General features: G+C 44.4%; 20 protein-coding genes and 1 pseudogene. 5 read left to right on the top strand and 16 right to left on the bottom strand.

Annotated elements, in window-relative coordinates; genetic code table 11:
• Positions 1-101: 101 nt before the first annotated feature.
• Positions 102-1,097, top strand: coding sequence for an adenosine deaminase (add, locus tag K0I73_RS18430; protein WP_220062463.1), 996 nt, complete (start codon positions 102-104; stop codon positions 1,095-1,097).
• 91 nt (positions 1,098-1,188) lie between these two features.
• On the opposite strand, the gene hemN is transcribed toward add, so the two are convergent.
• The 5 genes from hemN to K0I73_RS18405 form a co-directional block, all read right to left on the bottom strand.
• Positions 1,189-2,565 carry an oxygen-independent coproporphyrinogen III oxidase gene (hemN, locus tag K0I73_RS18425; RefSeq protein ID WP_258405238.1) on the bottom strand — a complete coding sequence of 459 codons (1,377 nt, stop codon included), beginning with the start codon at positions 2,563-2,565 and terminating at the stop codon, positions 1,189-1,191.
• A 261-nt stretch (positions 2,566-2,826) separates the two neighbouring features.
• Positions 2,827-3,294 carry a DUF2489 domain-containing protein gene (locus K0I73_RS18420; RefSeq protein ID WP_220062461.1) on the bottom strand — a complete coding sequence of 156 codons (468 nt, stop codon included), beginning with the start codon at positions 3,292-3,294 and terminating at the stop codon, positions 2,827-2,829.
• A gap of 100 nt (positions 3,295-3,394) precedes the next feature.
• Positions 3,395-3,928 carry a Der GTPase-activating protein YihI gene (gene yihI, locus K0I73_RS18415; protein WP_220062460.1) on the bottom strand — a complete coding sequence of 178 codons (534 nt, stop codon included), beginning with the start codon at positions 3,926-3,928 and terminating at the stop codon, positions 3,395-3,397.
• A gap of 48 nt (positions 3,929-3,976) precedes the next feature.
• Positions 3,977-4,645, bottom strand: coding sequence for a methyltransferase domain-containing protein (locus tag K0I73_RS18410; protein WP_220064460.1), 669 nt, complete (start codon positions 4,643-4,645; stop codon positions 3,977-3,979).
• A gap of 727 nt (positions 4,646-5,372) precedes the next feature.
• Positions 5,373-5,993, bottom strand: a complete 621-nt coding sequence (locus tag K0I73_RS18405; RefSeq protein ID WP_220062459.1) for a c-type cytochrome — start codon at positions 5,991-5,993, stop codon at positions 5,373-5,375.
• 168 nt (positions 5,994-6,161) lie between these two features.
• On the opposite strand from K0I73_RS18405, the gene yihA reads away from it, so the two are divergent.
• Positions 6,162-6,818, top strand: a complete 657-nt coding sequence (gene yihA, locus K0I73_RS18400) for a ribosome biogenesis GTP-binding protein YihA/YsxC (RefSeq protein WP_220062458.1) — start codon at positions 6,162-6,164, stop codon at positions 6,816-6,818.
• Between the two features lie 748 nt (positions 6,819-7,566).
• Here yihA and polA read toward each other — a convergent pair.
• On the bottom strand, positions 7,567-10,329 hold the full coding sequence (polA, locus tag K0I73_RS18395) for a DNA polymerase I (protein ID WP_220062457.1): 2,763 nt from the start codon (positions 10,327-10,329) through the stop codon (positions 7,567-7,569).
• A 388-nt stretch (positions 10,330-10,717) separates the two neighbouring features.
• On the opposite strand from polA, the gene elbB reads away from it, so the two are divergent.
• Positions 10,718-11,374, top strand: a complete 657-nt coding sequence (gene elbB, locus K0I73_RS18390; protein ID WP_220062456.1) for an isoprenoid biosynthesis glyoxalase ElbB — start codon at positions 10,718-10,720, stop codon at positions 11,372-11,374.
• Positions 11,375-11,407: 33 nt separating this feature from the next.
• On the opposite strand, the gene glpG is transcribed toward elbB, so the two are convergent.
• From glpG to K0I73_RS18360, 6 genes and pseudogenes are all read right to left on the bottom strand, one after another.
• Positions 11,408-12,244, bottom strand: a complete 837-nt coding sequence (gene glpG, locus K0I73_RS18385; RefSeq protein ID WP_220062455.1) for a rhomboid family intramembrane serine protease GlpG — start codon at positions 12,242-12,244, stop codon at positions 11,408-11,410.
• A 19-nt stretch (positions 12,245-12,263) separates the two neighbouring features.
• Positions 12,264-12,569 carry a thiosulfate sulfurtransferase GlpE gene (gene glpE / locus K0I73_RS18380; RefSeq protein WP_220062454.1) on the bottom strand — a complete coding sequence of 102 codons (306 nt, stop codon included), beginning with the start codon at positions 12,567-12,569 and terminating at the stop codon, positions 12,264-12,266.
• A gap of 87 nt (positions 12,570-12,656) precedes the next feature.
• On the bottom strand, positions 12,657-13,682 hold the full coding sequence (gene tdh, locus K0I73_RS18375; RefSeq protein WP_220064459.1) for an L-threonine 3-dehydrogenase: 1,026 nt from the start codon (positions 13,680-13,682) through the stop codon (positions 12,657-12,659).
• A 9-nt stretch (positions 13,683-13,691) separates the two neighbouring features.
• Complete coding sequence (locus K0I73_RS18370) at positions 13,692-14,885, bottom strand: glycine C-acetyltransferase (RefSeq protein ID WP_220062453.1); 1,194 nt, start codon at positions 14,883-14,885, stop codon at positions 13,692-13,694.
• 467 nt (positions 14,886-15,352) lie between these two features.
• On the bottom strand, positions 15,353-16,003 hold the full coding sequence (locus K0I73_RS18365; protein WP_220062452.1) for a TetR/AcrR family transcriptional regulator: 651 nt from the start codon (positions 16,001-16,003) through the stop codon (positions 15,353-15,355).
• 186 nt (positions 16,004-16,189) lie between these two features.
• Positions 16,190-16,845: pseudogene (locus K0I73_RS18360) on the bottom strand (TetR/AcrR family transcriptional regulator).
• A gap of 164 nt (positions 16,846-17,009) precedes the next feature.
• On the opposite strand from K0I73_RS18360, the gene waaA reads away from it, so the two are divergent.
• Positions 17,010-18,275, top strand: coding sequence for a lipid IV(A) 3-deoxy-D-manno-octulosonic acid transferase (waaA, locus tag K0I73_RS18355; RefSeq protein ID WP_220062451.1), 1,266 nt, complete (start codon positions 17,010-17,012; stop codon positions 18,273-18,275).
• A 92-nt stretch (positions 18,276-18,367) separates the two neighbouring features.
• On the opposite strand, the gene K0I73_RS18350 is transcribed toward waaA, so the two are convergent.
• From K0I73_RS18350 to rfbC, 4 genes are all read right to left on the bottom strand, one after another.
• The gene (locus K0I73_RS18350) at positions 18,368-19,093 is read right to left on the bottom strand and encodes a 3-deoxy-D-manno-octulosonic acid kinase (protein ID WP_220062450.1); all 726 of its coding nucleotides are present in this window, start codon (positions 19,091-19,093) and stop codon (positions 18,368-18,370) included.
• Between the two features lie 64 nt (positions 19,094-19,157).
• Positions 19,158-20,060, bottom strand: coding sequence for a dTDP-4-dehydrorhamnose reductase (gene rfbD, locus K0I73_RS18345; protein WP_220062449.1), 903 nt, complete (start codon positions 20,058-20,060; stop codon positions 19,158-19,160).
• Positions 20,060-21,133 (bottom strand): dTDP-glucose 4,6-dehydratase, encoded by a 1,074-nt coding sequence (gene rfbB, locus K0I73_RS18340; RefSeq protein ID WP_220062448.1) that lies wholly within the window; start codon positions 21,131-21,133, stop codon positions 20,060-20,062. The genes rfbD and rfbB overlap by 1 nt, the downstream gene beginning before the upstream one ends.
• Complete coding sequence (gene rfbC / locus K0I73_RS18335; protein WP_220064458.1) at positions 21,123-21,722, bottom strand: dTDP-4-dehydrorhamnose 3,5-epimerase; 600 nt, start codon at positions 21,720-21,722, stop codon at positions 21,123-21,125. Before rfbC ends, rfbB begins: the two co-directional genes overlap by 11 nt.
• A 128-nt stretch (positions 21,723-21,850) precedes the next feature.
• Here rfbC and K0I73_RS18330 point away from each other — a divergent pair, with 128 nt between their 5' ends.
• Positions 21,851-22,894 carry a glycosyltransferase family 9 protein gene (locus K0I73_RS18330; protein ID WP_220062447.1) on the top strand — a complete coding sequence of 348 codons (1,044 nt, stop codon included), beginning with the start codon at positions 21,851-21,853 and terminating at the stop codon, positions 22,892-22,894.
• Positions 22,895-22,925 lie beyond the last annotated feature (31 nt).

Below are 22,925 nucleotides of genomic sequence, written 5' to 3'. Positions count from 1 at the left end.
ACATAAGTCATGCATATCATTAAAAAAGGCATGTTATAGTGACAACAACTTCAGACCAAATAACAACAATATTGGCTGAGGGGTTCACAAAGGGGTTAAATATGATCGATACGTCCATACCGTTGGTGGATCTTCATCGTCATCTTGATGGTAACGTCAGGGTTAAGACGATTTGGGAGTTAGGCCATCAACATAATATTGCGTTGCCGTCCGATACGTTGGAAGGACTAGCGCCTTTTGTTCAAATCCAAGGGAAAGAATCTAGTCTAGTTGCGTTTTTAAAGAAACTAGATTGGATGGTTGCCGTGTTAGCTGATCTCGATGCTGTTAAGCGTGTTGCTTATGAAAATGTTGCAGATGCTGCATTGTCAGGGCTTGATTACGCTGAGCTGCGCTTTAGTCCATATTATATGGCGATGAACCATAAGTTACCGCTTGAAGCTGTTGTTGAGGCAGTGATTGACGGCGTTAAGGCTGGTGTCAAAGAGCATGATGTTAAAATCAATTTGATTGGCATCATGTCGCGCTCATTCGGCCAAGAGGCCTGTATGCAAGAGGTTGATGCGCTGCTTGCACATAAACAACATTTGGTGGCCATGGATCTTGCTGGTGATGAAATCGGCTTTCCTGGCGCCTTATTTAATGACCATTTCAAGAAAGTCCGAGATGCGAATTTAGCCATCACAGCTCATGCTGGTGAAGCTGCTGGCGCAGAAAGTATGTGGCAGGCGATTCAAGAGTTAGGCGCAACTCGTATTGGTCATGGTGTCAATGCGGTGCATGATCCCAAGTTAATGGAATATTTAGTTAAGCATAAAATTGGCATAGAATCTTGCCCGACGAGTAATTTGCATACCTCAACCGTCGCTAGCTATCAAGAGCATCCATTGCGCACCTTTATGGATGCTGGGGTATTGATTGGACTTAACACAGACGATCCTGGTGTAAGTGCGATTGATATTGAGCATGAATATCGGGTAGTCAAGTCAGAGATGGGATTTACCGATGCCGAGTTGGCAACACTGCAACGTAACGGCGTCGAGATGGCATTTCTGTCAGATAGCGAACGTAAAGCACTGTATGCCTCAAAAGCTTAGTGCTGTAGTTTAGCTAATAAAAAGCCGATGAATTGTCATCGGCTTTTTTATGGCTTGATTTAGCCTTAAAGCAGGCTAAATCTGTTTGCAGTTAGATCACGCGAGAGAACTGTTGCTGACGCGCCTTATCACGGTAATAAACGTCAAAACAGATGCAGATATTACGGATTAATAGGCGACCTGTATCACTAACGGTGATCTTTCTATTGGTAATATCAACCAGTTTATCATCGATGAATGTTTGCAGTAGTTTGAGGTCTTCTGCAAAATATTCTTCAAAGTTGATGCCGAGTTGTTGTTCGACAGCGGCCATATCTAGGTCGAAATGACAGATAAGCTGCTTAATCACTACGCGACGAATCTCATCGTCACGGTTTAGCTTACAGCCTTTCCACAATGCATGGCCTGATGCATCGACAGATTCGTAGTAAGGGCGAATATCCTTTTGATTCTGTGCGTAGCAATCACCAATCTGGCTAATCGATGAAACGCCTAGACCAAGTAGGTCGCACTCTTCTTGAGTTGTATAACCTTGGAAGTTGCGGTGCAGGCGTCCTTCATTTTGTAATATCGATAGCTCGTCATCAGGCTTAGCAAAGTGATCCATACCGATATATTGGTAGCCAGCGCCAGTTAAGGTTTCGATAGTTTGGTGCAACATCTCCAGCTTTTGCTGTGGAGAGGCTAGATCTTCATCTTTAATCTTACGCTGCGCGGCAAAGCGAGCCGGTAGGTGAGCATAGTTAAATACAGAGAGACGGTCCGGATCGAGATCTAAAACCCGTTGCATAGTTTCTGCAAAGGTTTCAGGTGTCTGATGTGGTAGACCGTAAATTAAATCAATATTGGTTGAGACAAATCCCATCTCTTTGGCTTTTGCCATAAGATCGAAAATAAACTGTTCATCCTGTTCGCGGTTTACTGCTATCTGAACTTTTTTGTTAAAGTCCTGCACACCAATAGAGATACGATTAAAGCCCGCCTCTTTGAGTGTATCAAGCATAGATAGCTCGATTTCACGTGGGTCGACTTCAATGGAGTATTCGCCTTCATCGGCAATATTGAAATGCTCGCGAAGAAGTGCGGATAGTCTCAGAATTTGCTCAGGGCTGAGGAAGGTCGGTGTACCACCGCCCCAATGGATCTGTGTGACTAAATAGTTTTTAAATAGCGGTGCGCGTTTTACAATTTCAGCTGCGAGATATTCGATGTACTGATCGGCTTTATGTGAATGACGGGTGATCACCTTATTACAGCCACAGTAGTAGCAAAGCTTGGCGCAAAACGGTATGTGTAAGTAGAGCGAGAGTTTGTCGCTTTTACTATTTTTTATGGAAGTCAGTAGATCGTCTTCGGTGAAAGAGTCGTCAAATTCTAAGGCGGTCGGATAAGAGGTGTAACGGGGACCGCTATAATTATACTTTTCGATCATTGACTGATCCCAACTAATTTGGGTGGGCTGCTTCAAGGCGTGTCCTCCGAAGGTAGTAAATTAGCAACTAGCGAAGTATGCAATGTTATCGAGCGAATAACATTGATCCAGGTTGCAAATTAGCACTGCAATTTATGTTAGCTAGCGAATATCCTTGAATTTCCTTCCAATGTCTGTGGTGTAAGCTAAATTTTGTGCGCGCTCTCACGCTCAATGTTATCGGGGCCGATCACTCGCCGTTACTTTTATCTTGGCTTATTGGCCAAGCTAGGCTGGCGGTTTGCTTCATATCGCTGTTTAGCTAGCATAAGCTGAGTAATCTTTTACAAGTTTCTGAGCTTCTAGATTTATATCTGCTTCTAATGCTGCTTCGGATTTCATTCTGAGCAAATCTAATTTCATCCGTTGTTGTTTCTCCAAGGTTTTTCGCTGTTCCATAATAGGGTGTACTTTTATCACCTCAAAATGTTTAAACAGTGATGGATAGCGTGGTAATACTTGTTCTGTTTGACCGAGGATCTCAAACAATTTACCAATGCGCATAACCCCTTCAGATAGCTCACACCTTTCTTCTAGCATCGCAGCTGCAATATAATGAATATTGCCTAGCAGTTCATTTTCACGCGCTTGTGTTGCTGCTTGCTGGGCATCTTGTTGTGCTTTTAGCTGTTGCGTTTGTTGTTTTAACTTTATCAATAAGCTTGTAGCGTAGGCTGCGAGCCCGAAAATAATGAAGGCTCCAATAACAATAAGATAGGTAGTCATAATGGGATCCTGATAATGATGTGTCATACCTACCGGTATAATGGCGTTGATATAGAAATGGCACCGAATTAGGTGCCATTATGCGCGACTCGCGTTAACTCTAATCGCGGTTTTGATAGTCCTTAAGAAGATCAGCACCTGATTCGAATTTATCAAGTAGGTCGTCATCGGAGCTTGTTGTAGTTTTCATCACATGTGCTAAGTCATCTTCTTCAGAGATGCCGAGACGATCCATCAATCGTTCGATTTCAGTGAGTTGTTTCTCTAACCAAGCTTGATCTGCCGCATTGAGAGTTTTACCTTCTTCGAGCATATCGAGTAGTGAGTTTAGACGTGGATCATCTTCTAACTTAAGCAGCTTCTGTTCGTCACTCATTTTTGGTGCTTTAGGCTTACTCTCTACAGGTTTCGCTTTCGGAAGATCGAGCGCTACAGGCTTTTTGCTTCCATGACGCGGATCTTTAGCTTTTGCCGTTCCCGTTTGAGCCTGTTGGATCTGCTTTTCGTTGTGACGACTGCCCGCTTTGTTACCCGCATTTTGCTTTTTACCTGCGACGACTCGCTCTTCTTTCTTTGTTCTTGGTTGTCGTTTAGGCGCATTCTCATTGATTTTGCGCGTTTTTTTACGGGACATAGCAATAATCTCAACTACAAAAATATCGTGAACTTATCTTACATCTGATTAGATAAGTGAACTTGGGTCGCGTGTTATATCAGATTTTGATGGTTTTTGCACCAAAAGGAGATCGTTTGACGCGAATAATAGCGTAAAGTCGGCCTGTTTTGCTAGAAATTGAAACGTGGCCTGCTGATAAAAACTGACATGAGTTAAATTATTTTTATGGTGCCATTTCGCGAAGCCGTTCAACTCGGTAATTAACTGGGTGTTAATTGCTATCCAACCTCCTGGTTTTAAGATTGAGCAGAGCAGATGCCATTCTCGGCTGGGGAAGCGAAAATGCTCAAAGACCTTGTAACAACAGATGAAATCATATTGTTGTTTTAGCAATTGGTGATCGGGCGCGAAAAAGGGATCGTATTGATAGAGTTGGTGTCCTTTGTTCGTGAGGTCACTTATCAGAGAACCAGTGGTAACTCTTCCGAAATTGAGCCCAACTAAAGGTTGCTTGTTAAGTTGTTCTAGCTGAGTCACCAAACTTAAGATCAGCTGCTGCATTGGCTTGTGTTTATTGTTTGCAGCTTGATATTTTTTTAGCTCTGCATCGGGCGGGAGATGCGAACTGGCATCAGCAAATAACAACATACAGGTTTTACAGCGATGGATAGCGCGTTTTCTATCTTGGTAAAAAGGAGTGGTTTTATCGCTACTACACAAGGGGCATCTGCGCATCAATGACGAATAACTCTCTAAGGTTGTTGGGTTAGTCTACATCTTGCAATAAAAAAAGGCGACAGTATGACTGTCGCCTTCCAAAAAGTACCAAAGGTACTCAATTCTGATTCCAAGTTTCCTTACTTGCTAAGCGACTTTCCCGGTCGGATTCCATCTTATTTTTTAGTCAGCTATCCATGCTTGATTTTCTAGTTTTTGGTCTTCCAGACGCTTTTTTTATTTCCTGTTGCCTTCCTGACCACAGCTTCCGTAGATGGTCTTCATGACACATCACTATCCATATCGTCATCTATGACGCCTAATAAACCATCCTTGTAGTGTTTACACATTGGTTCAGTAAGACCAGTAGTTTAACTGCTTTCTGAACTGTAAGGAGAGTGCTATATAGCGCATTGGCCTTCCTAACCAATATCCTTACCAAATAGTTTTGACCTGACTTCAAATGTGAAGTACTGCTCTTATTATTTTTAGTGAGTGGTCTAAGTATTATTATTGTTATGGTTTAGCTTTATTCTTATATCTTAAATGATTTTTGCATACCGAAATCTGTTTAATATTATTAGATAAATTTTGTCTAAACAGTTGGGTTCACCTCGGTACGGGCACAATTAAACCTAAATATGTGATCCATGTCAAGCCTCTATTTTTTTGCAGTTTACGTAAACGTAAACTTTGGTATGTATAAAAGGGCGGTTAAAACCACCCTTTTATAAAAGCTAACAAGTTACTTAATACTTGAAATATATTTAGATAATGCTTCGATATCTTCGCTAGTTAGTTTCTTAGCAACATCTTGCATCATACCATTTAGGTCGTTGTTACGAGTTGTATCATGAAACTTATTCAGCTGTATTTTGATGTAATTTGCATGTTGTCCAGCAATAGCGGGAAAGCCTGCAGCTTCAGAGCCTTTACCATTTGGGCCATGACAGGCGATACATGCTGTGATACCACGTACCACATCACCACCTTTGTAAAGCTGTTCACCATGAGCTGGAACATCTTTTACTTCACCGACCACTAGCGTCTGTGAAGAGAAATAAGCGGCTAAATCGTCAATATCTTGATCGCTCAATCCTGCAGCCATTGGGCTCATCATTGGATCGTTACGACCTTCTTTGCCACCAGTGTGTGCGGCTTGACGCAAATCGTGCAATTGCTTGTTAAGGTAAGATTCTTGCTGTCCTGCAAGCTTTGGGTACATGTCTATCATGCTGTTACCATCAACACCGTGACAGGCAGAACAAAGCATAGATTTATTTTTTCCCGCTTCAGCATCACCAGCAGCGATAGCTGGCGTTGATAATGTGGCTAAAATTGATAGCGCAATAGCTAACTTTTTCATGGCGTTCCAACTTTTAGTTAAATTTTTTGTCCTGAGCTTACGAGAGTGACCTGCAAGCGTGATAAAATATGATTTATGTGATCGGAGTAATATTTTACACGAAATTGTGCAAATGTAAGCAACTCTTCGATATTTAAACTAAAGAATAAACAAATTTTGGAGTGGGTAGTGACTGATTCTCGTATCGATTTTCGGCAGGCTAAGTTTTTGATCAGTGCACCTGATATCGCACATCTTAATGAGCACTTGCCTGGTGACGTAGGGGTGGAGATTGCGTTTGCTGGGCGTTCAAACGCCGGTAAGTCTAGTGCATTAAACCAGCTGACAGAGCAAAAGAGCTTGGCGCGTACCAGTAAAACTCCAGGACGAACTCAATTAATTAACGTATTTGCGTTAGATGAGCATCGCCGTTTGGTCGATTTGCCTGGTTATGGTTTTGCTCAGGTGCCATTGGCGTTGAAGAAAAAATGGCAACAGGCATTAGGCCAATACCTACAAGAGCGCGAGTGCTTAAGTGGCTTAGTGGTATTGATGGATATTCGTCATCCGTTAAAAGATCTCGATATGCAGATGATTGAGTGGGCTGTGGATAGTCAGATCCCTGTGCTGGCCCTATTGACTAAGTGTGATAAGTTGGCCCAGAGCGCACGTATGAAAATGGTTAATGAAGTGCGTAAAGCTTTGGCTGATTTCGGTGATGCCGTTAAGGTTGAACCCTTTTCTTCGCTAAAAGGGACGGGTAAACCTAAGGTTTTGGGTATTTTGAATGAGTGGTGTCATCCAGACTGGTTGGTTGAAGCATTGGCTGAGGCTGACGAAGAGTAGAATTGGCGTCGCAATAAAGACAACGACTAAACGCTTCCTTTGTGAAGCGTTTTTTTTGGCCGGAAGCGATAGATCGCAATGAGTTTATTGATGAGCAAAAAATGGCAAAAAAAACCGATGGCGTTAACCATCGGTGAATAAATTAGCTTTTTTGGGGAGAAGCTAAATTCAACAAGACTCAAGTTCCATCGATATAAGATGGCGCTTAATGGTAATAGCATATCGCGAATTAGAATGAAGTTGAAGTATTTGCTCTAAAATAAATTTTGGGCGAAAAAAAGCCCCAGCAAACGAGTCGCTGGGGCGCCATAATTTGGCTGTTCACTTTAACAGTGAAATAAAAAGGTCTGAAAGATAGAACATCTTAACCTCTGTACCCTACGCAGAGAATAATACTGTATTGACCGTAATTTGGGAAACTGTTTTTTAGCAAAAGTGGCAATAATGTGAGCAATATCTAAAAACCTGCTTACTTAATCAGCATGTTTTTGATCGTAAATGTTCATTTTTACGCTTTAAAATAATAATTTAGCTATTTTTATGTTAAAAATGAAATTAAATTACTTTTTCATAATTAGATCGGCTATTTAGCTTAAAGTTGATGGATAGAGTGTGGATTACAGTGAAAACTATCGTTTAGTACACCGAACATCATTGTCATTACTGTTTTTGATGCAATAAAAAGCCTCACCTGAGGTGAGGCCGTATAGCTGATATTGGACGTATTACTTATGTTATAGCGTCTGTATTAATGAGCTTGTTCCCAATTATCACCAATCCCCGCTTCTGCAAGGAGTTCAACATCAAGATTGGCTGCTTTGGCCATGAGTTCGCACACTTTACTCTTCAAGGTTTCGGCTTTGTCACTATCGACTTCGAAAACCAACTCATCGTGTACTTGCATGATCATGCTTATTTCACCATTGGTGTCATTGGCAATCCAATGTGCCACATCTATCATTGCTTTTTTAATAATATCCGCCGCAGTACCTTGCATTGGCGCGTTGATGGCTGCACGCTCCGCAGCCTGACGGCGCATCGCATTTCTATCTTTAATTGCTGGCAGATAGAGTCTACGGCCAAATAGTGTCGATACGTAACCCTGCTCTGCAGCTATCGCGCGCGTATCTTCCATGTATTTAAGGACACCCGGGTAGCGCTTGAAATAGATATCGATATATTTTTGCGCTTCTGCACGAGGGATATCGAGTTGGCGGGCTAATCCAAATGCCGACATGCCATAAATTAGGCCAAAGTTAACCGCTTTAGCACGGCGACGCTGCTCGGTGGTCACCTCGCTAAAGTCGACATCGAAAACTTCTGCTGCAGTTGCACGGTGGATATCTTTGCCTTCAGCAAATGCGCTCAATAGCCCCTTATCTTGAGACAAGTGCGCCATAATGCGTAATTCTATTTGAGAGTAATCGGCAGCGAGGATTTTCCGTCCTTCATTGGCGATAAATGCATGACGAATACGACGACCCTCTTCAGTACGGATCGGAATGTTTTGCAGATTGGGTTCGCTCGATGACAGGCGTCCTGTCGCCGCATTTGCTTGATGGTAACTAGTGTGCACCCGGCCTGTATTTGCATCGACCATGAGAGGCAGCTTATCGGTATAGGTGCTCTTTAATTTCGACAAGCTTCTATGTTCTAACAGGATTTTTGGCAACGGATAGTCAAGGGCGAGTTCGACTAACACTTCTTCTGCTGTAGATGGCGCACCTTTTGGGGTTTTTTTAATGACAGGGTAACCCAATTTTTCAAAAAACAGAGTTTGTAGCTGCTTAGTTGAACTGAGATTAAATGTCTCTCCAGCTATCTCATAGGCTTTGTGTTCAAGTTCATCTATTTTTCGCGCCAATTCTTCGCTTTGTTGGCCAAGTAGCATGCCGTCGATTAATACGCCTTGACGTTCAATTTGGGATAGCACGGTAAGTAGCGGCAGTTCAATTTCGCTAAACAACTTGGCAAGATCTTTGGCTTTCTCTAATCTTGGCCATAGATGTTGATGCAGCCTTAAGGTGATATCCGCATCTTCGGCCGCATAAGGCGCTGCAGTTTCTAATGGTATTTGATTAAAAGTAAGCTGTTTTGTCCCTTTGCCAGCGATCTCTTCGAAGCTGATGTTCTTGTGACCTAGATATTTAAGCGCCAGGTCATCCATATTGTGCTTCGATGCCACAGAGTTGAAGACATAGGATTCGAGCATGGTGTCGAACGCAACGCCGCGAAGGGTGATCCCAACATTCGCCAAGATGCTCATATCATACTTTAAGTTTTGGCCGACCTTTTTTATGTGGGCATCTTCAAGTAATGGTTTGAGCTTGGCTAATACTTGGGCCATTTCCAGTTGTTCTGGGGCATCGGGATAATCATGTCCCAAAGGCAGGTAGGCTGCCTTACCTGGTTCAACGGCAAACGATAACCCGACAAGTTTGGCTTGCATGTAGTTTAAGCTGGTGGTTTCTGTATCGAGTGCGAATAAGTCAGCCTTAGAAAGGGTGTTAATCCATTCATCTAGATCTTGCCAGCTTAATATGGTGCTGTACTCGGCGTCGATATTTCGTGGGACTGGCATGCTCTCTTCTTCGTCTTCATCGCTGGACGTGGTGCTGTTCGCGCCTTTTCCATCGAGTACTTCAGCCAGCCAGCGTTTGAACTCCATCTCGCCGTAGCATTTTACTAGCTCGTCTTTGTCTGCTGGCGTGATAGTAAGCTGATGCCAATCTTGATCGAGTTCAACATCAAGTTTAATGGTTGCTAGTTCATAAGAGAGTTTTAGCATCTCGCCATGCTCGGCTATTTTTGCCGGCATAGTTTTCGAGCCTCTAAAGCCAAGCCCTGGTAGTTGGTCTGAGTTGGCTAGAATTTGTGCTATGCCACCAAGTCCTTGAAGCATAGCTAACGCGGTTTTCTCTCCGACCCCCGGTAACCCTGGAATGTTATCGGCTTTATCACCTTGAAGCGCGAGTAGATCGATGATCAATTCGGGTCCGACCCCAAATTTTTCGATAACTTCATCTGGGCCGAGTATGGTATTGGTCATAGTGTTGATGAGGGTCACGTTATCATCAACTAGCTGGGCCATATCCTTATCGCCAGTGCTGATCAGCACTGAGCGCCCTTCTTTACTCGCTTGAGTCGCTATGGTGCCTATCACATCATCAGCTTCAACGCCTGGAATGCAAACCAGCGGTAAGCCAAGTGCTCGAATGATGCGGTGTAATGGTTCAATTTGGGTACGTAGATCATCAGGCATGGCCGGGCGATGGGCCTTATATTCGGCATACATGTCGTTTCTAAATGTTTTGCCTTTCGCATCGAAGACGACGGCCATCTGAGTCGGCTTATATTGTTTAAGCAGGCTACGTAGCATATTAATTACGCCATAAACCGCACCAGTGGCTTCGCCTTTTGAGTTGGTGAGGTGAGGGGGGGCATAGTAAGCACGGTAAAGATATGAAGAACCATCCACAAGAATGAGAGGGTTATTGGCTATATTAGGCATAATTTTAATTCATTTATCGGTGTTCGATGATGGCGCTAGCATGCCACATCAGGAGGATTTCGGCCATGCAAAATTACTCACCAGGCTGTGGATAAGTCTGTGAGCTAAAATTTAATTCAAAGAGTTGGTATCACGGTGACAACTAAAGGTGGTGATTCAAACTGTTGATTTTTATTTGTTTTTATTTTTTGTGTGAACTAGGTATTACTTCCAAGTAAAACTTCCTAATTTGTGGACTTTTTATTTTGAATCCATTTTTTCAACTCTTACTTGGCGAATCTTGAGTGCCTTGCTAAAGTCGATGAACTAACTTAGCACGAAAAATAAACAGATCAAGAGGTTTGTTGTTTGTTTGTTAAAATTATTAGTTCTATAAGAGGAGTTTTTAATGAAAAAGATAGCTGTTTTGTTGAGCGGGACAGGGGTCTTTGATGGCAGCGAGATCCATGAGGCTGTGCTGACACTGCTGTGTTTAACGCAAGCTGGTGCTAGCTATCAATGCTTTGCCCCAGATATAGAGCAGATGCATGTGGTTAATCACTTAACTGGTGAAGTAAATGTTGACGATAAGCGCAACGTATTGGTCGAGTCGGCAAGGATCGCTCGAGGCGACATCAAGGCCACTACAGAGCTAGAGATCGAAAAGTTTGATGCTTTAGTTATCCCTGGTGGTTTTGGGGCTGCTAAGAATCTATGTAATTTTGCAGTGAACGGCAGTGACTGCGATCTGGCTCCAGAAGTTGAAATATTCATCAATGAGTTTATCGAAGCTAAAAAGCCCGTTGGTTTCATCTGTATCTCGCCAGTCATGATACCTAAACTTTATAATGCTGGTGCGCGCGGCACGATTGGCCATGACAGCGAAACCGCCCATGCGTTTAATTTAATGGGTGGTCAGCATGTCGATGCCAACGTAGAGCAGATTGTCGTCGACGAAGCCAATAAACTGGTGAGCACTCCTGCCTATATGCTCGCAGAAAATATCGCTCAGGCGCATATCGGTATTGAAAAGCTGGTGAACAAAATACTGGAGTTTACTGCTTAATCTTGAAGTTATACTAAAGGCCTAGGCACTAGCCTAGGCGTGTTTTTTTGCATCGATAAACCCTTGGATTATACCCACTAAAAGCCCACCAATATGAGCGCCGTTAGCGATAGATAGGCCAAACATATCGGTAAATCCAAATACCAACCAAAGTAACATGAAACCTATATAAGCTGGCGGTAGCCCGATCCCTGATTCTGGACGTTTGACTCCAACTATCCAAGTGTATCCAACCACGGCATAGACCACACCCGAGAGTCCACCAAAGTTGGGACCCGCGAGATAGTATTGCACTATATTGGGTAGGGTTCCGGCGACCAATAGCAAAATGAGCAGGGGTTTTATTCCCAGTCGATTTTCGATTTTTCCGCCTAGATACCACCACCAAAGCAGATTGAAGATGATATGCATGGCCGAAAAGTGGATTAGGCTAGGGGTGAATATTCGCCAGAATTGTTCAAAGCCACTGTCAGGAACTGCACCAAAAAATGATAGGTGCTCAAACAGGGTATTGGCAAAGCCAATATTGAAGCCTACAAAGATGATGCTGCAAATGGCGATGATCGTTAGGGTTAGCGGACCTGCGCCAGAGACAAATTGCGTAAATAATTGCAGACCAGGGGCGCCGTAATCGAATTTAGTGTTGGTACTGCCGTTGTCCCAAGATGCCTGTAAATACTTCTCATCATTGGGGTTTCGGAGAAACTGCTCATATTCCATTTTGGCTATTGAGTAGTCAGCTTCCTGAGTTACCGAAATAACCACACCTTGCTCAGTAGGAGTGAGCTGGCAGTTGACACCTTGGCCTTTAAGGTAGTCGATTAACGCCTGAGCGGCTCGAGCATTAGGTAAGTGACCAATTTCCAGCATTTAGCACTCCTCGTAGAGGTTAGTTGGCGTCGCGCCAGGCTTGGAAGCCTCCATCTAGGCTATAGACATCATCAAAACCTTGTTCATTTAGGTATTGTGCGGCATTTTGGCTGCTGATGCCATGATAGCAAACCACAACCAATGGCTTGTCCATATCTGCATCGCCAATGAAAGCGGCAAGATTCTCGTTGGTTAAGTTGGTCGAATGAGGAATGTGCCCAGCTTCGAAACTAGCGGTATCACGAATATCGACCACTTGCAGTTGGCTGTTTTCTTGCTGCAGATGGATAAGTTGATTAACACTTAAGTGTTGAAAAGCTGACATAGTAAATCCATAAAAAGTAGAGATTTTGAATGGGTGTGCAATACGAAGCTGAGACTGTACAGTTCCGTATTGCGATCTGGTTTTAGATTAATCCCAGCTTAGGATCACCTTACCAGATTGACCCGAGCGCATAGCGTCAAAGCCCGCTTGGAAATCATCAACCTTAAAGTGGTGAGTGATAATAGGAGAGATATCAAGGCCTGATTGAATAAGGCTTGCCATCTTGTACCAAGTTTCAAACATCTCACGGCCATAGATACCTTTGATGATTAATCCTTTAAAGATCACCTTGCTCCAATCAATTGCCATTTCGCCTCCAGGGATCCCTAGCATTGCGACTTTACCACCATGATTCATGGTATCTAGCATTGAATGGAATGCTGCGGGAACTCCAGACATTTCAAGGCCGACATCGAAACCTTCCGTCATACCTAGATCTTGCATGACATCTTCAAGTTTTTCTTTGGCCACATTGACGGCTCGGGTGGCGCCCATTTTTTTCGCCAGTTCGAGACGATATTCGTTCACATCGGTGATCACCACATGACGAGCGCCGACATGTCGACAGACCGCAGCAGCCATAATACCGATAGGACCTGCCCCAGTGATCAGCACGTCTTCACCGACAAGATCAAAAGATAGAGCCGTATGTACTGCGTTACCAAATGGATCGAAGATAGAGGCTAAGTCATCAGAGATGTCATCAGGGATCTTAAAAGCATTAAATGCTGGGATCACCAAATATTCGGCGAATGCACCTTCACGGTTTACACCAACACCAGAGGTATTACGGCAAAGGTGAGTACGGCCTGCTCGGCAATTACGGCAGTGTCCGCAGGTAATATGACCTTCGCCAGAGACGCGATCGCCAATGGCAAAGCCACGAACCTCTTGGCCTATTTCAACGACTTCACCCACATACTCATGGCCTACAACCATGGGGACAGGAATCGTATTTTGTGACCACTCGTCCCAGTTATAGATGTGTACATCGGTACCACAGATGGCGGTTTTACGAATTTTGATTAACAGATCGTTATGGCCAACTTCGGGTTTTGGCGCATCAACCATCCAGATGCCTTCTTCAGGCTTTAATTTACTTAACGCTTTCATCATTGAATCCTAAATTATGCCCATCTCTTTAGCGATACGGGTAAAGGCATCGATAGCACGATCTAACTGCTCACGGGTGTGGGCTGCAGACATCTGAGTACGAATACGCGCCTGACCTTTTGGTACTACAGGGAAAGAGAAACCGACAACATAGATATGCTCTTCTAGTAGACGATTGGCAAAATCACCGGCGAGCTTAGCGTCACCAATCATCACTGGGATAATGGCATGATCCGCACCACCTAAAGTAAAGCCTGCTTCGGTCATTTTTTCACGGAAGTAACGACTGTTTTCCCAAACGGCTTCACGTAGTGCTTGGCCAGATTTGAGCATGTCGAGTACATGGATTGATGCCGTTACGATAGAAGGCGCCAATGAGTTAGAAAACAGGTACGGACGAGAGCGTTGACGTAACCAGTCAATCACCTCTTTCTTACCCGAAGTAAATCCACCCGATGCACCACCCAATGCCTTACCTAAGGTGCCGGTAATGATATCGACTCTATCCATTACGTCACAGTATTCATGGGTACCACGGCCATTTTGACCGATGAAGCCTACTGCGTGTGAATCATCAACCATCACAAGTGCGCCGTACTTGTCTGCAAGGTCGCATACACCTCTAAGGTTAGCGATAACGCCATCCATCGAGAACACGCCGTCAGTCGCGATAAGAATGTGACGCGCGCCAGCCTCTTTCGCTGCTTTAAGTTGGGTCTCTAAATCGGCCATATCGTTGTTGGCATAGCGGAAACGCTTAGCCTTACATAGACGAACACCATCGATGATTGAGGCGTGGTTGAGTGCATCTGAGATAATGGCATCTTCAGCGCCGAGGAGAGTTTCGAAAAGCCCAGCGTTGGCGTCGAAGCAAGAAGAGTACAGAATAGTGTCTTCCATACCGAGAAAGTCACTCAGGCTGGCTTCAAGTTGTTTGTGAATATCTTGGGTGCCGCAAATAAAGCGCACCGATGCCATACCAAAACCGTGGTCGCTTAATCCCTGCTGCGCAGCAGCGATGAGCTCGGGGTGATTGGCTAAGCCTAAGTAATTGTTAGCACAGAAGTTCATTACTTCGGTACCGTTGACTTCAATTTCGGTTTGCTGAGGAGAGGCAATAACCCGCTCGCTTTTATATAAGCCTTCCGCTTTAACTTCAGCAAGCTGCTGATTAATTTGATCGTAGAATGAGGTTGTTGCCACCTGGTGTCTCCTTCTTTTATATAATTTTATTTTTATCATTTAGGCTTCATCGACCGAGTTAATGTAAGAAGGCGATGGGCAAAAATGGACAAGTTAGGAATTTTGTTATCTAGCTAGCATTATTACTCGCTGAGTCTTAGTGTTCGCTATGTGCCAGAGTAACGAGAGTGTGAGTTTAATTTAGCTCTCATTTACCGCTCTATCTACAGTGCTAATCATGACTAAAACACAGTTTGTATCGACTACCCTAAGCTATAGTTTGGGCGAATTCTAACCTTAAACAAGTCTAGTACCACAATCTTTTTTTTAGCTATTAACTAAGATAGTGCTAGTGCAACTTTCGCATAACAAAAAATAATGCGAAATATTACAAAAGGGAGTTTTCATACTGCTTTTAGGCTGAACACTCAGTCTTCTTCACTACCGACGAGCAAGATAAAATAAGGGGTCCACTTGGACCCCTTAGATTAATCTTCTTGCTCATTCTTGGCGAGTGTTTGGTAATGTTGCTCCAGACGTAAAAATGTCGGTCTTGAGCTTTCGGTCGCATAGGCCTTAAAAATCATTAGCACTCTAAGTAAGCCCTCATATAGCGAGGTTTTAGTAATCTCTGTCGTCGCTGAGTGCGTTAAACGGTTACTAATCCAAAAACAGGCCACCATGCGAATGGTATCGGCGAGCGGCGTTATTTCATTATCATCAATCACCAACACGCCGTCTTGTTTCAACTTAGACAGGATACTGGTTGCGCGAGTTAAAAAGCGCTGTTGCGTTTCGGTATATAAGCGGTTTAGCTCTTCATCTCTTCCAAGTATGATCACAAGGTTGGCGTACATAAAGCGGAATTGCCACAAGGTATAAAACAGGGCATCGAAATAGCCTATGAGCAGATCAACATCGACCTCTTCTCCCTCATAAGGCTGGAAGCCCGATTCCAGATGTTGTGCATAGAGGGTGAAAATTGAGCGAATAATGTCTTCTTTATTGCGAAAATGGTAGTAGAGATTACCCGGACTGATCCCTAGATGCGCGGCGATATGGTTGGTGGTAATGCTACGTTCACCATGCTCGTTAAAGAGTGCCAGGCTGGTATGTATTATTTTGTCGCGGGTTTTCATGGGGATCCTACATAGGTCAGTTAAAGGTGTTGTTCAATTATTCTTCGGAAGTGGGCTTTAATTATTATAGATTTAATTGTTCAGCACCGTAACGGAGTCTGAAAAGGTAAACATGCGCTTAACAAAAGTCAATTGATGGCTAATCAGACCAGTGGCTATGTGGCATCATTCTAGTTGTACGCTTAACTAGGATGCTTGGCAACTTTGAGGCTGTGCCAAGGTTTGATAGTGTTGCTCTAAACGGTTAAAGGTCGCGATAGATGTGGGGGTTGCGTGCGCTTTAAAAATCATGATCACCCTAAGCAGCCCTTCATAAAGGCAAGTTTTAGTGATGGCGATAGATGAGGAGTGAGTCTGTTTGTAGCCAATCCAGAAACAGGCCACCATTCTCATGGTGTCGGCCAGCGGCATGACCTTATCGTCGTCGATATGTAACAGCCCATCGCGTTTGAGTTGTCCTAAGATGTTACTTGAGCGATCAAGCGCTAATTGCTGAACTTGCAGATAGCGTTGCAGCAATGCCTCATCGCTACTTAAAATATAGGTCAGGTTGGTATACATAAAGCGGAAACGCCACAGAATATCAAACATGGTATCGAAATAGCCAACCAGCAGTTCTACGTCGACACTCTTGTGCGAATAAGGTTGAAACCCCGCGTGCAGATGTTCCTCATAAAGACTGAAGATAGAGCGAATGATGTCCTCTTTATTCTTAAAGTGATAATAGAGGTTGCCAGGACTAATACCTAAATGCGCCGCAATATGGTTAGTGGTAATACGTCGCTCACCTTAGTGTTAAATAGTTCGAGGCTAGCGTGGACAATTTTTTCGCTGGTTTTCATGCAATTACCGCTGTTATTAGGGGGGATTTATCTTACCCTAAATTGAAGTTCTGTCGAAAATGGGGTTGTTAGTAGATGTAAATGCCCGAAATGTCTCGGTTTACTGTGCTTATGTTAGTATTACGGCAACTAAGCAAACAAAATGCAATCAAGTGCTCACTTTTATGAATCGAATCTTATACTCAACCCTGTTATATCTGCTTTCTCCCTTGTTGCTGCTTTATTTGGCTATGCGGGCGATTAAAAGCCCCAGTTATCGAGGGCGTTGGGGTGAGCGTTTTGGATTGAAGCGTCTGCAGCCAAGCGACCTCTTGATTCATTCCGTTTCCATGGGGGAGACTCTGGCTGCGATCCCATTGATCAACAAGCTTATGGAGCAGTACCCGCAGCTTAGCATCACAGTTACCACGACGAGTCCGACTGGCTCTGCTGAGGTTACCAAAGCTTTTGGCGATAAGGTGCAGCATTGTTATCTGCCTTTCGATATTCCCTGGTGTGTGGCACGTTTTATCAAGCAAGTTCAGCCTAAGCAGTGCATTATTATGGAAACGGAGCTTTGGCCTAATCTGATTTATCAAGCTAAGCGCCGCGGCATCAAATTGATGCTAGCCAATGCGCGTTTATCTGAAAAATCAGCCAAACAATATCAACTGCGGCCTAAATTATCGACGCCTATGTTGCATTCCTTAGATGTCATTGCGGCACAGTCTTATCAAGCGGCTCAGCGTTTCATCGGGTTAGGTGTTGAGCCCGACAGAGTGAAAGTGTGTGGCAGTCTTAAGTTCGACCTCTCAATTGAACAGCAGCATGTCGATAAGGCAATAACATTACGCAGCCAATGGCAGCGAGTCGATAGCCCTATTTGGGTGGCTGGCAGTGTTCATCCTGGTGAGTTTGATATTATCTTGGCTTCCCATAAAAATCTGCTGACGCGTTTTCCTGGGGCGCTATTGATCATGGTGCCAAGGCATCCCGAGCAATTCGATGCTGCGGCGCACCGAGTTAAGGCTGTTGGGTTTAATTTAGCTCGTCGCAGCAAAGGTGATGAAGTTACTATTGAGACGCAAGTCTTACTTGGCGATACCATGGGCGAACTACTTAGCTTTTATGGCGCGGCGGATCAAGCGTTTGTAGGTGGCACGCTGATCGCAAATGGAGGTCATAATCCACTCGAGCCCGCAGCACTTGGCTTACCGGTTTATGTGGGGCCTAACCATTGGGATTTCGCCGAAATTACTCAGATGCTCAAACAGGCTGGCGCGTTAGGTGTTGTTGAGTCCGCCGATGACTTAATTCTACAGCTGGTGGATAAGCATGAGGATAAGGCGGCATACCTAAAAGCCCGACAGGCTGGTCTCAAGGTAGTTGAAGAGAATAAAGGGGCGTTAGCTGAGCAATTTAAAATAGCATCGCGGTTAATCGAGCAATAATATTTTATTGCCTATCCCCCATCATTTATGCTGGCGGCATAAACTGAATATAGCGCTTGGTTATTCCAGAGCGCTAGAGGCTTGTCATCGTTTTAGGACTCAGCATAACCTGCTAACAGCAGTTGCCAGTTTTGCTCGCTGAAATGCAGCTTAGGCTGCTTGCCCTTCTCTTTGTTGAATGAACGCAACAAGCGATCCAAGTTGGCTTGTTGCCACTTTGGTGACGGTTTGCGTAGCTCGCCTCGATCGAAATCTATGAGGGTAAAATTATCGCCACTAATTAAGATATTTTTCGCATTGAGATCCGCATGATAAACACCGCGTCGGTGGAATTTGGCGATAAGTGCACCCAGCGATCGCCATTGAACTTCATTCATTGGCGATTTTGAGAGTTGAGCCACAAGATCTTGTGCGCCGTCGATTCGCTCAATGATGATGTCTCCACGATAATGCATGCCACTGCGTTGCACCTGAGCCGCGACGGGTTTTGGTACTGCAAAACCTTCACTAAAGAGTTGTTCCAGTAGTTTTAGCTCTGCAAAGGCGCGCGTGCGTTTTAGCCCTGTGTAGAGATAGGCATCGCGACTAAGTTTCTCCATCATGCCACCACGATAGTAATGGCGCAGCACCCACTGGACATTGGCATCTGCAGAAATGGGCTGAGGATTGACAAACCAAGTGGTATAACGCCCCTTCGAGGACCCTGTGATAGCGCCCAGCTCCTGCCAGTAGTCTAAGGTAAACCAATCGGGAGTGATCGGTTTAAGCTCTGGCTGGCAAAAGGCAATATGGCCTGCATCGGTTCGTTTTATTTGCATAAATTATCGAGTTTCATTAGTGGCACTAAGCAATAGGTCCATTGTACCTGATCTTTGTGGCGGGTCAGAACTCTTTAGCCTGACGTTTAATTGCTTGAATCACATCATTAAGGTTCTCTTGCCAAGGTTTAGCGATTCTGATGGCTTGAGATTGCTGGCAGTCTAATGGACTAAACCGAGGACGTGTAGCCGCAGCGGGGTAATCTCGAGTATGAACAGGATGGATAATGACTGGATTTGTTATTAGTCCTTGGGCTCTGCCGAGCAATTCAATTTGGCTGGCAAATTCAAACCAAGAGGTAATACCGCTATCGCTCCAGTGATAGATTGGCGAGAGTGTATCTTGCGTTGCAAGTTGCCAAATAAATTGTGCTAACTCTGTGGCCGAGGTTGGTGTCCCAAATTGGTCATCTATTACTTTTAGTTGTTGCACTTGAATCATCAATCTGAGCATGGTTTTGACAAAGTTATTGCCAAAGGGAGAGTAGAGCCAAGCGCTGCGTACCACAGTGCTATTACTGGGATGATATTCAACTAATGCCTGTTCACCAGCGAGTTTAGAGCGGCCATAAACATTAATCGGTTTGGGTATATCGTCGATGCGGTAAGGCTTAGTTTGCTCGCCATCGAACAGATAATCACTTGATATATGGATTAGTCTGATGCCCCGTTTTTGGCTGCTAATGGCGAGCCGTTTAACGGCTAGGTGGTTGAGAGCAAAAGCATCCACGGTATGGGATTCGGCGGCATCGACGGCAGTGTAGCCGCTGGCGTTAATCACCAAATCAAACTGCTGTTTTTCTAATAGATCTTCAATTTGATCTGGTGATCTGATATCAAGTTGGCTTCTGCCATAGAATTTAGCTGTTATGCCTGCTGGAATAGTGGCATGCAGTGCTTGTGCTAGTTGGCCATGACGACCAATCACCAGCGCTTTTAATTTGGTGCTGTTAGCTTGTGTGCTCATTAGTTTAACCTAAGCTGAGCAGGGCTTTGATCTGAGGCAAGTGTAGCGATCTCTGCACACCAATCCATATTATTGATATACCAGAGGACAGTTTTGTTGAGGCCCGTTTCGAAGCTTTCTTGTGGTTTCCAACCGAGATGCTTGGCTATTTTAGTCGCGTCGATGGCATAGCGGCTATCATGTCCAAGGCGATCATCGACAAATGTAATGAGAGAGCTAAAGTCTTCTACTCCAACGGGTTTTATTTTTATCAGTTGATTTAATTGCTGGCAAATAGCTCGCACTACCTCTAGGTTGGTTTTTTCATTCCAGCCACCGATATTGTAGCTCTCGCCTGTTTGCCCCTCAAAGGCAACTTTACACAGGGCGATGGCATGATCATCGACATTGAGCCAATCGCGGATCTGTTGGCCGTTACCATAGATAGGGATAGGCTTTCCCTGTAATGCGTTCAATATGGTCAGAGGGATCAGTTTTTCTGGATATTGGTAAGCACCATAGTTGTTAGAGCAGTTTGATAATACCACGGGCAAGCCGTAAGTTCGGTGCCAGGCTCTGACTAAATGATCTGCTGCGGCTTTACTGGCTGAGTAGGGCGAGCTCGGAGCGTAAGGGGTTTGCTCTTCAAATAAGCCTTCTTCACCTAAGTCACCAAACACTTCATCGGTAGATACATGGTGAAAACGAAACAGCTTTGCCATCGGCTTCTCTAGGCTATCTCGATATTTTCGGCACTCTTCTAGCAGCACGAAGGTACCCATAATATTAGTGTCGATAAAGGTTTTTGGCCCCGTGATAGAGCGGTCTACATGGGTTTCGGCGGCGAGATGGATCACCAAGGAGATTTGATGCTCTTGCAAGGTGCACTGAACCTTTTGTGCGTCATTGATATCGCCTTGAATAAAATGATATTTTGGCTTGTCAGCTATGCTTCTTAGGGATAACAGGTTGCCTGCATAGGTAAGCTTATCGTAGTTAACAACCTTGTGATCTGTGTGTTCGATAAGATAACGGATCAACGCCGAGCCGATAAATCCAGCACCGCCAGTGACGAGAATCGCTCTAGATTCCATCTCTGTCTCCCTGTTTTGCGACTGATGCGATATTGGAAGGCGAATTGAATAATACCGCCTCACTAAAACGGTTAGCATTAGCGTCTTTGTCTGAGGTGATCAGTGGTTGCTCTGGGATGATCGGCCATGAGATGGCTAAGGTTGCATCGTTCCACTTGATGCTGTGTTCATCGGTCGGCGCATAGTAGTCTGTGCATTGGTAGAGACACTCCGCCATATCGGATACGACATAGAAGCCGTGCGCAAACCCTGCAGGTATCCACATTTGACGATGATTTTTTGCAGAAAGGTATTGCCCTGTCCATTGGCCAAATGTTGCACTGTCACATCGTAAATCGACACACACATCGAATATTTCGCCAGAGACAACACGAACTAACTTTCCTTGAGGCTGCTGTAATTGATAATGCAGGCCGCGCAGGGTTCCTTTGCATGATTTGCTTTGATTTTCTTGCACGAAGTCGACATCGGCAATATGTTGTTTGAACCAGGCATCACGGAAGGTTTCGAAGAAATAGCCTCGCTCATCACCGAACACCTGAGGTTCGAGCAATTTTACATCGGGCAGTTGAGTATTTAGGATTTTCATCATTTATCCTAGTTATTTATCATGCAAATTCGACCCGAAGAGAGCCTAAACATGGAACCTAGATACATTCTACATTAAACTCGTTGCGGATCCTTAATCACTATTTAACCCTGTGACCCCTAAATCTTATGAGTTTAAATTTGCAGTCAGCTAATTCTTTATGTTTGTTGCGTTTATCCGCAATTGGTGATGTTTGCCATGCGGTGGCCATGGTGCAGGCGATACAAAGGCAATATCCACAACTTAAAATCACTTGGGTTATTGGCAAAATTGAATATCAGCTGTTAAAGCATCTCCCTGGTGTTGAATTTGTGATTTTTGATAAGTCTCAAGGCTGGCGAAGTTACTTCAATCTGAAAAAGGCATTGGCCGGACGTAAATTTGATCTGCTATTGCATATGCAAGTCGCCTTGCGGGCGACGATAGCGTCTTTGGCTATTTCTGCTAAACAGCGTATCGGGTTCGATCGCGCTCGCGCAAAAGAGGGTCAGTGGTTAGTCACCAATCGTAGCGTTGAGCCATTGAGTAAACCCCATGTGCTAGAAGGTTTTATGGGCTTTGCGAAAGCGATAGGCGTCGAAGAACTAGCACCTCGCTGGAACATTCCCGTTCCCCAGCAAGATACAGAGTTTGCTAGAGATATGATCCCTGATGGGGGTAACACCTTGGTGATCTGCGCAGCGGCGAGCAAGGCAGAACGAAATTGGTTGCCCGAGCGCTACGCAGCAGTGGCCGATCATGCAACTGAGCAAGGGTATCGAGTGATATTGTGCGGCGGCCCTTCTGATTTGGAAAGGCAGTTGGCGAAAGCGATCCAAAGTATTGCTAAACATGATGTCGAGAATCAAGTCGGTAATACCACCTTGACTCAGTTACTTGCGGTGTTAAAACAGGCTTCTATCGTGCTTGCTCCTGATACTGGTCCTGCACATATGGCTGTGACACAAGCAACACCTGTTATCGGCCTTTATGCTCATTCTAATCCAGGTCGTACAGGGCCTTATACTTGTTTAGATTTAGTCGTTAGCGTTTACGATGAAGCCATAGCTTCGCAGGTTACTGGTGATATAACTTGGGGGACTCGCGCTAAGGGAGCACATTTGATGGAGATGATAGCGGTGGAATCTGTGATTGAGCGATTTAATCTGCTCTCGCAACGATTAAGCCGCTAATGGTAAACTTGGCCATATATGCTGCTTGCTC

This window comes from Shewanella mesophila (assembly GCF_019457515.1).
GTDB lineage: Bacteria > Pseudomonadota > Gammaproteobacteria > Enterobacterales > Shewanellaceae > Shewanella > Shewanella mesophila.
Note: the sequence above shows the minus strand (reverse complement) of the source record. Positions and strands in the feature narration are given on the sequence as shown.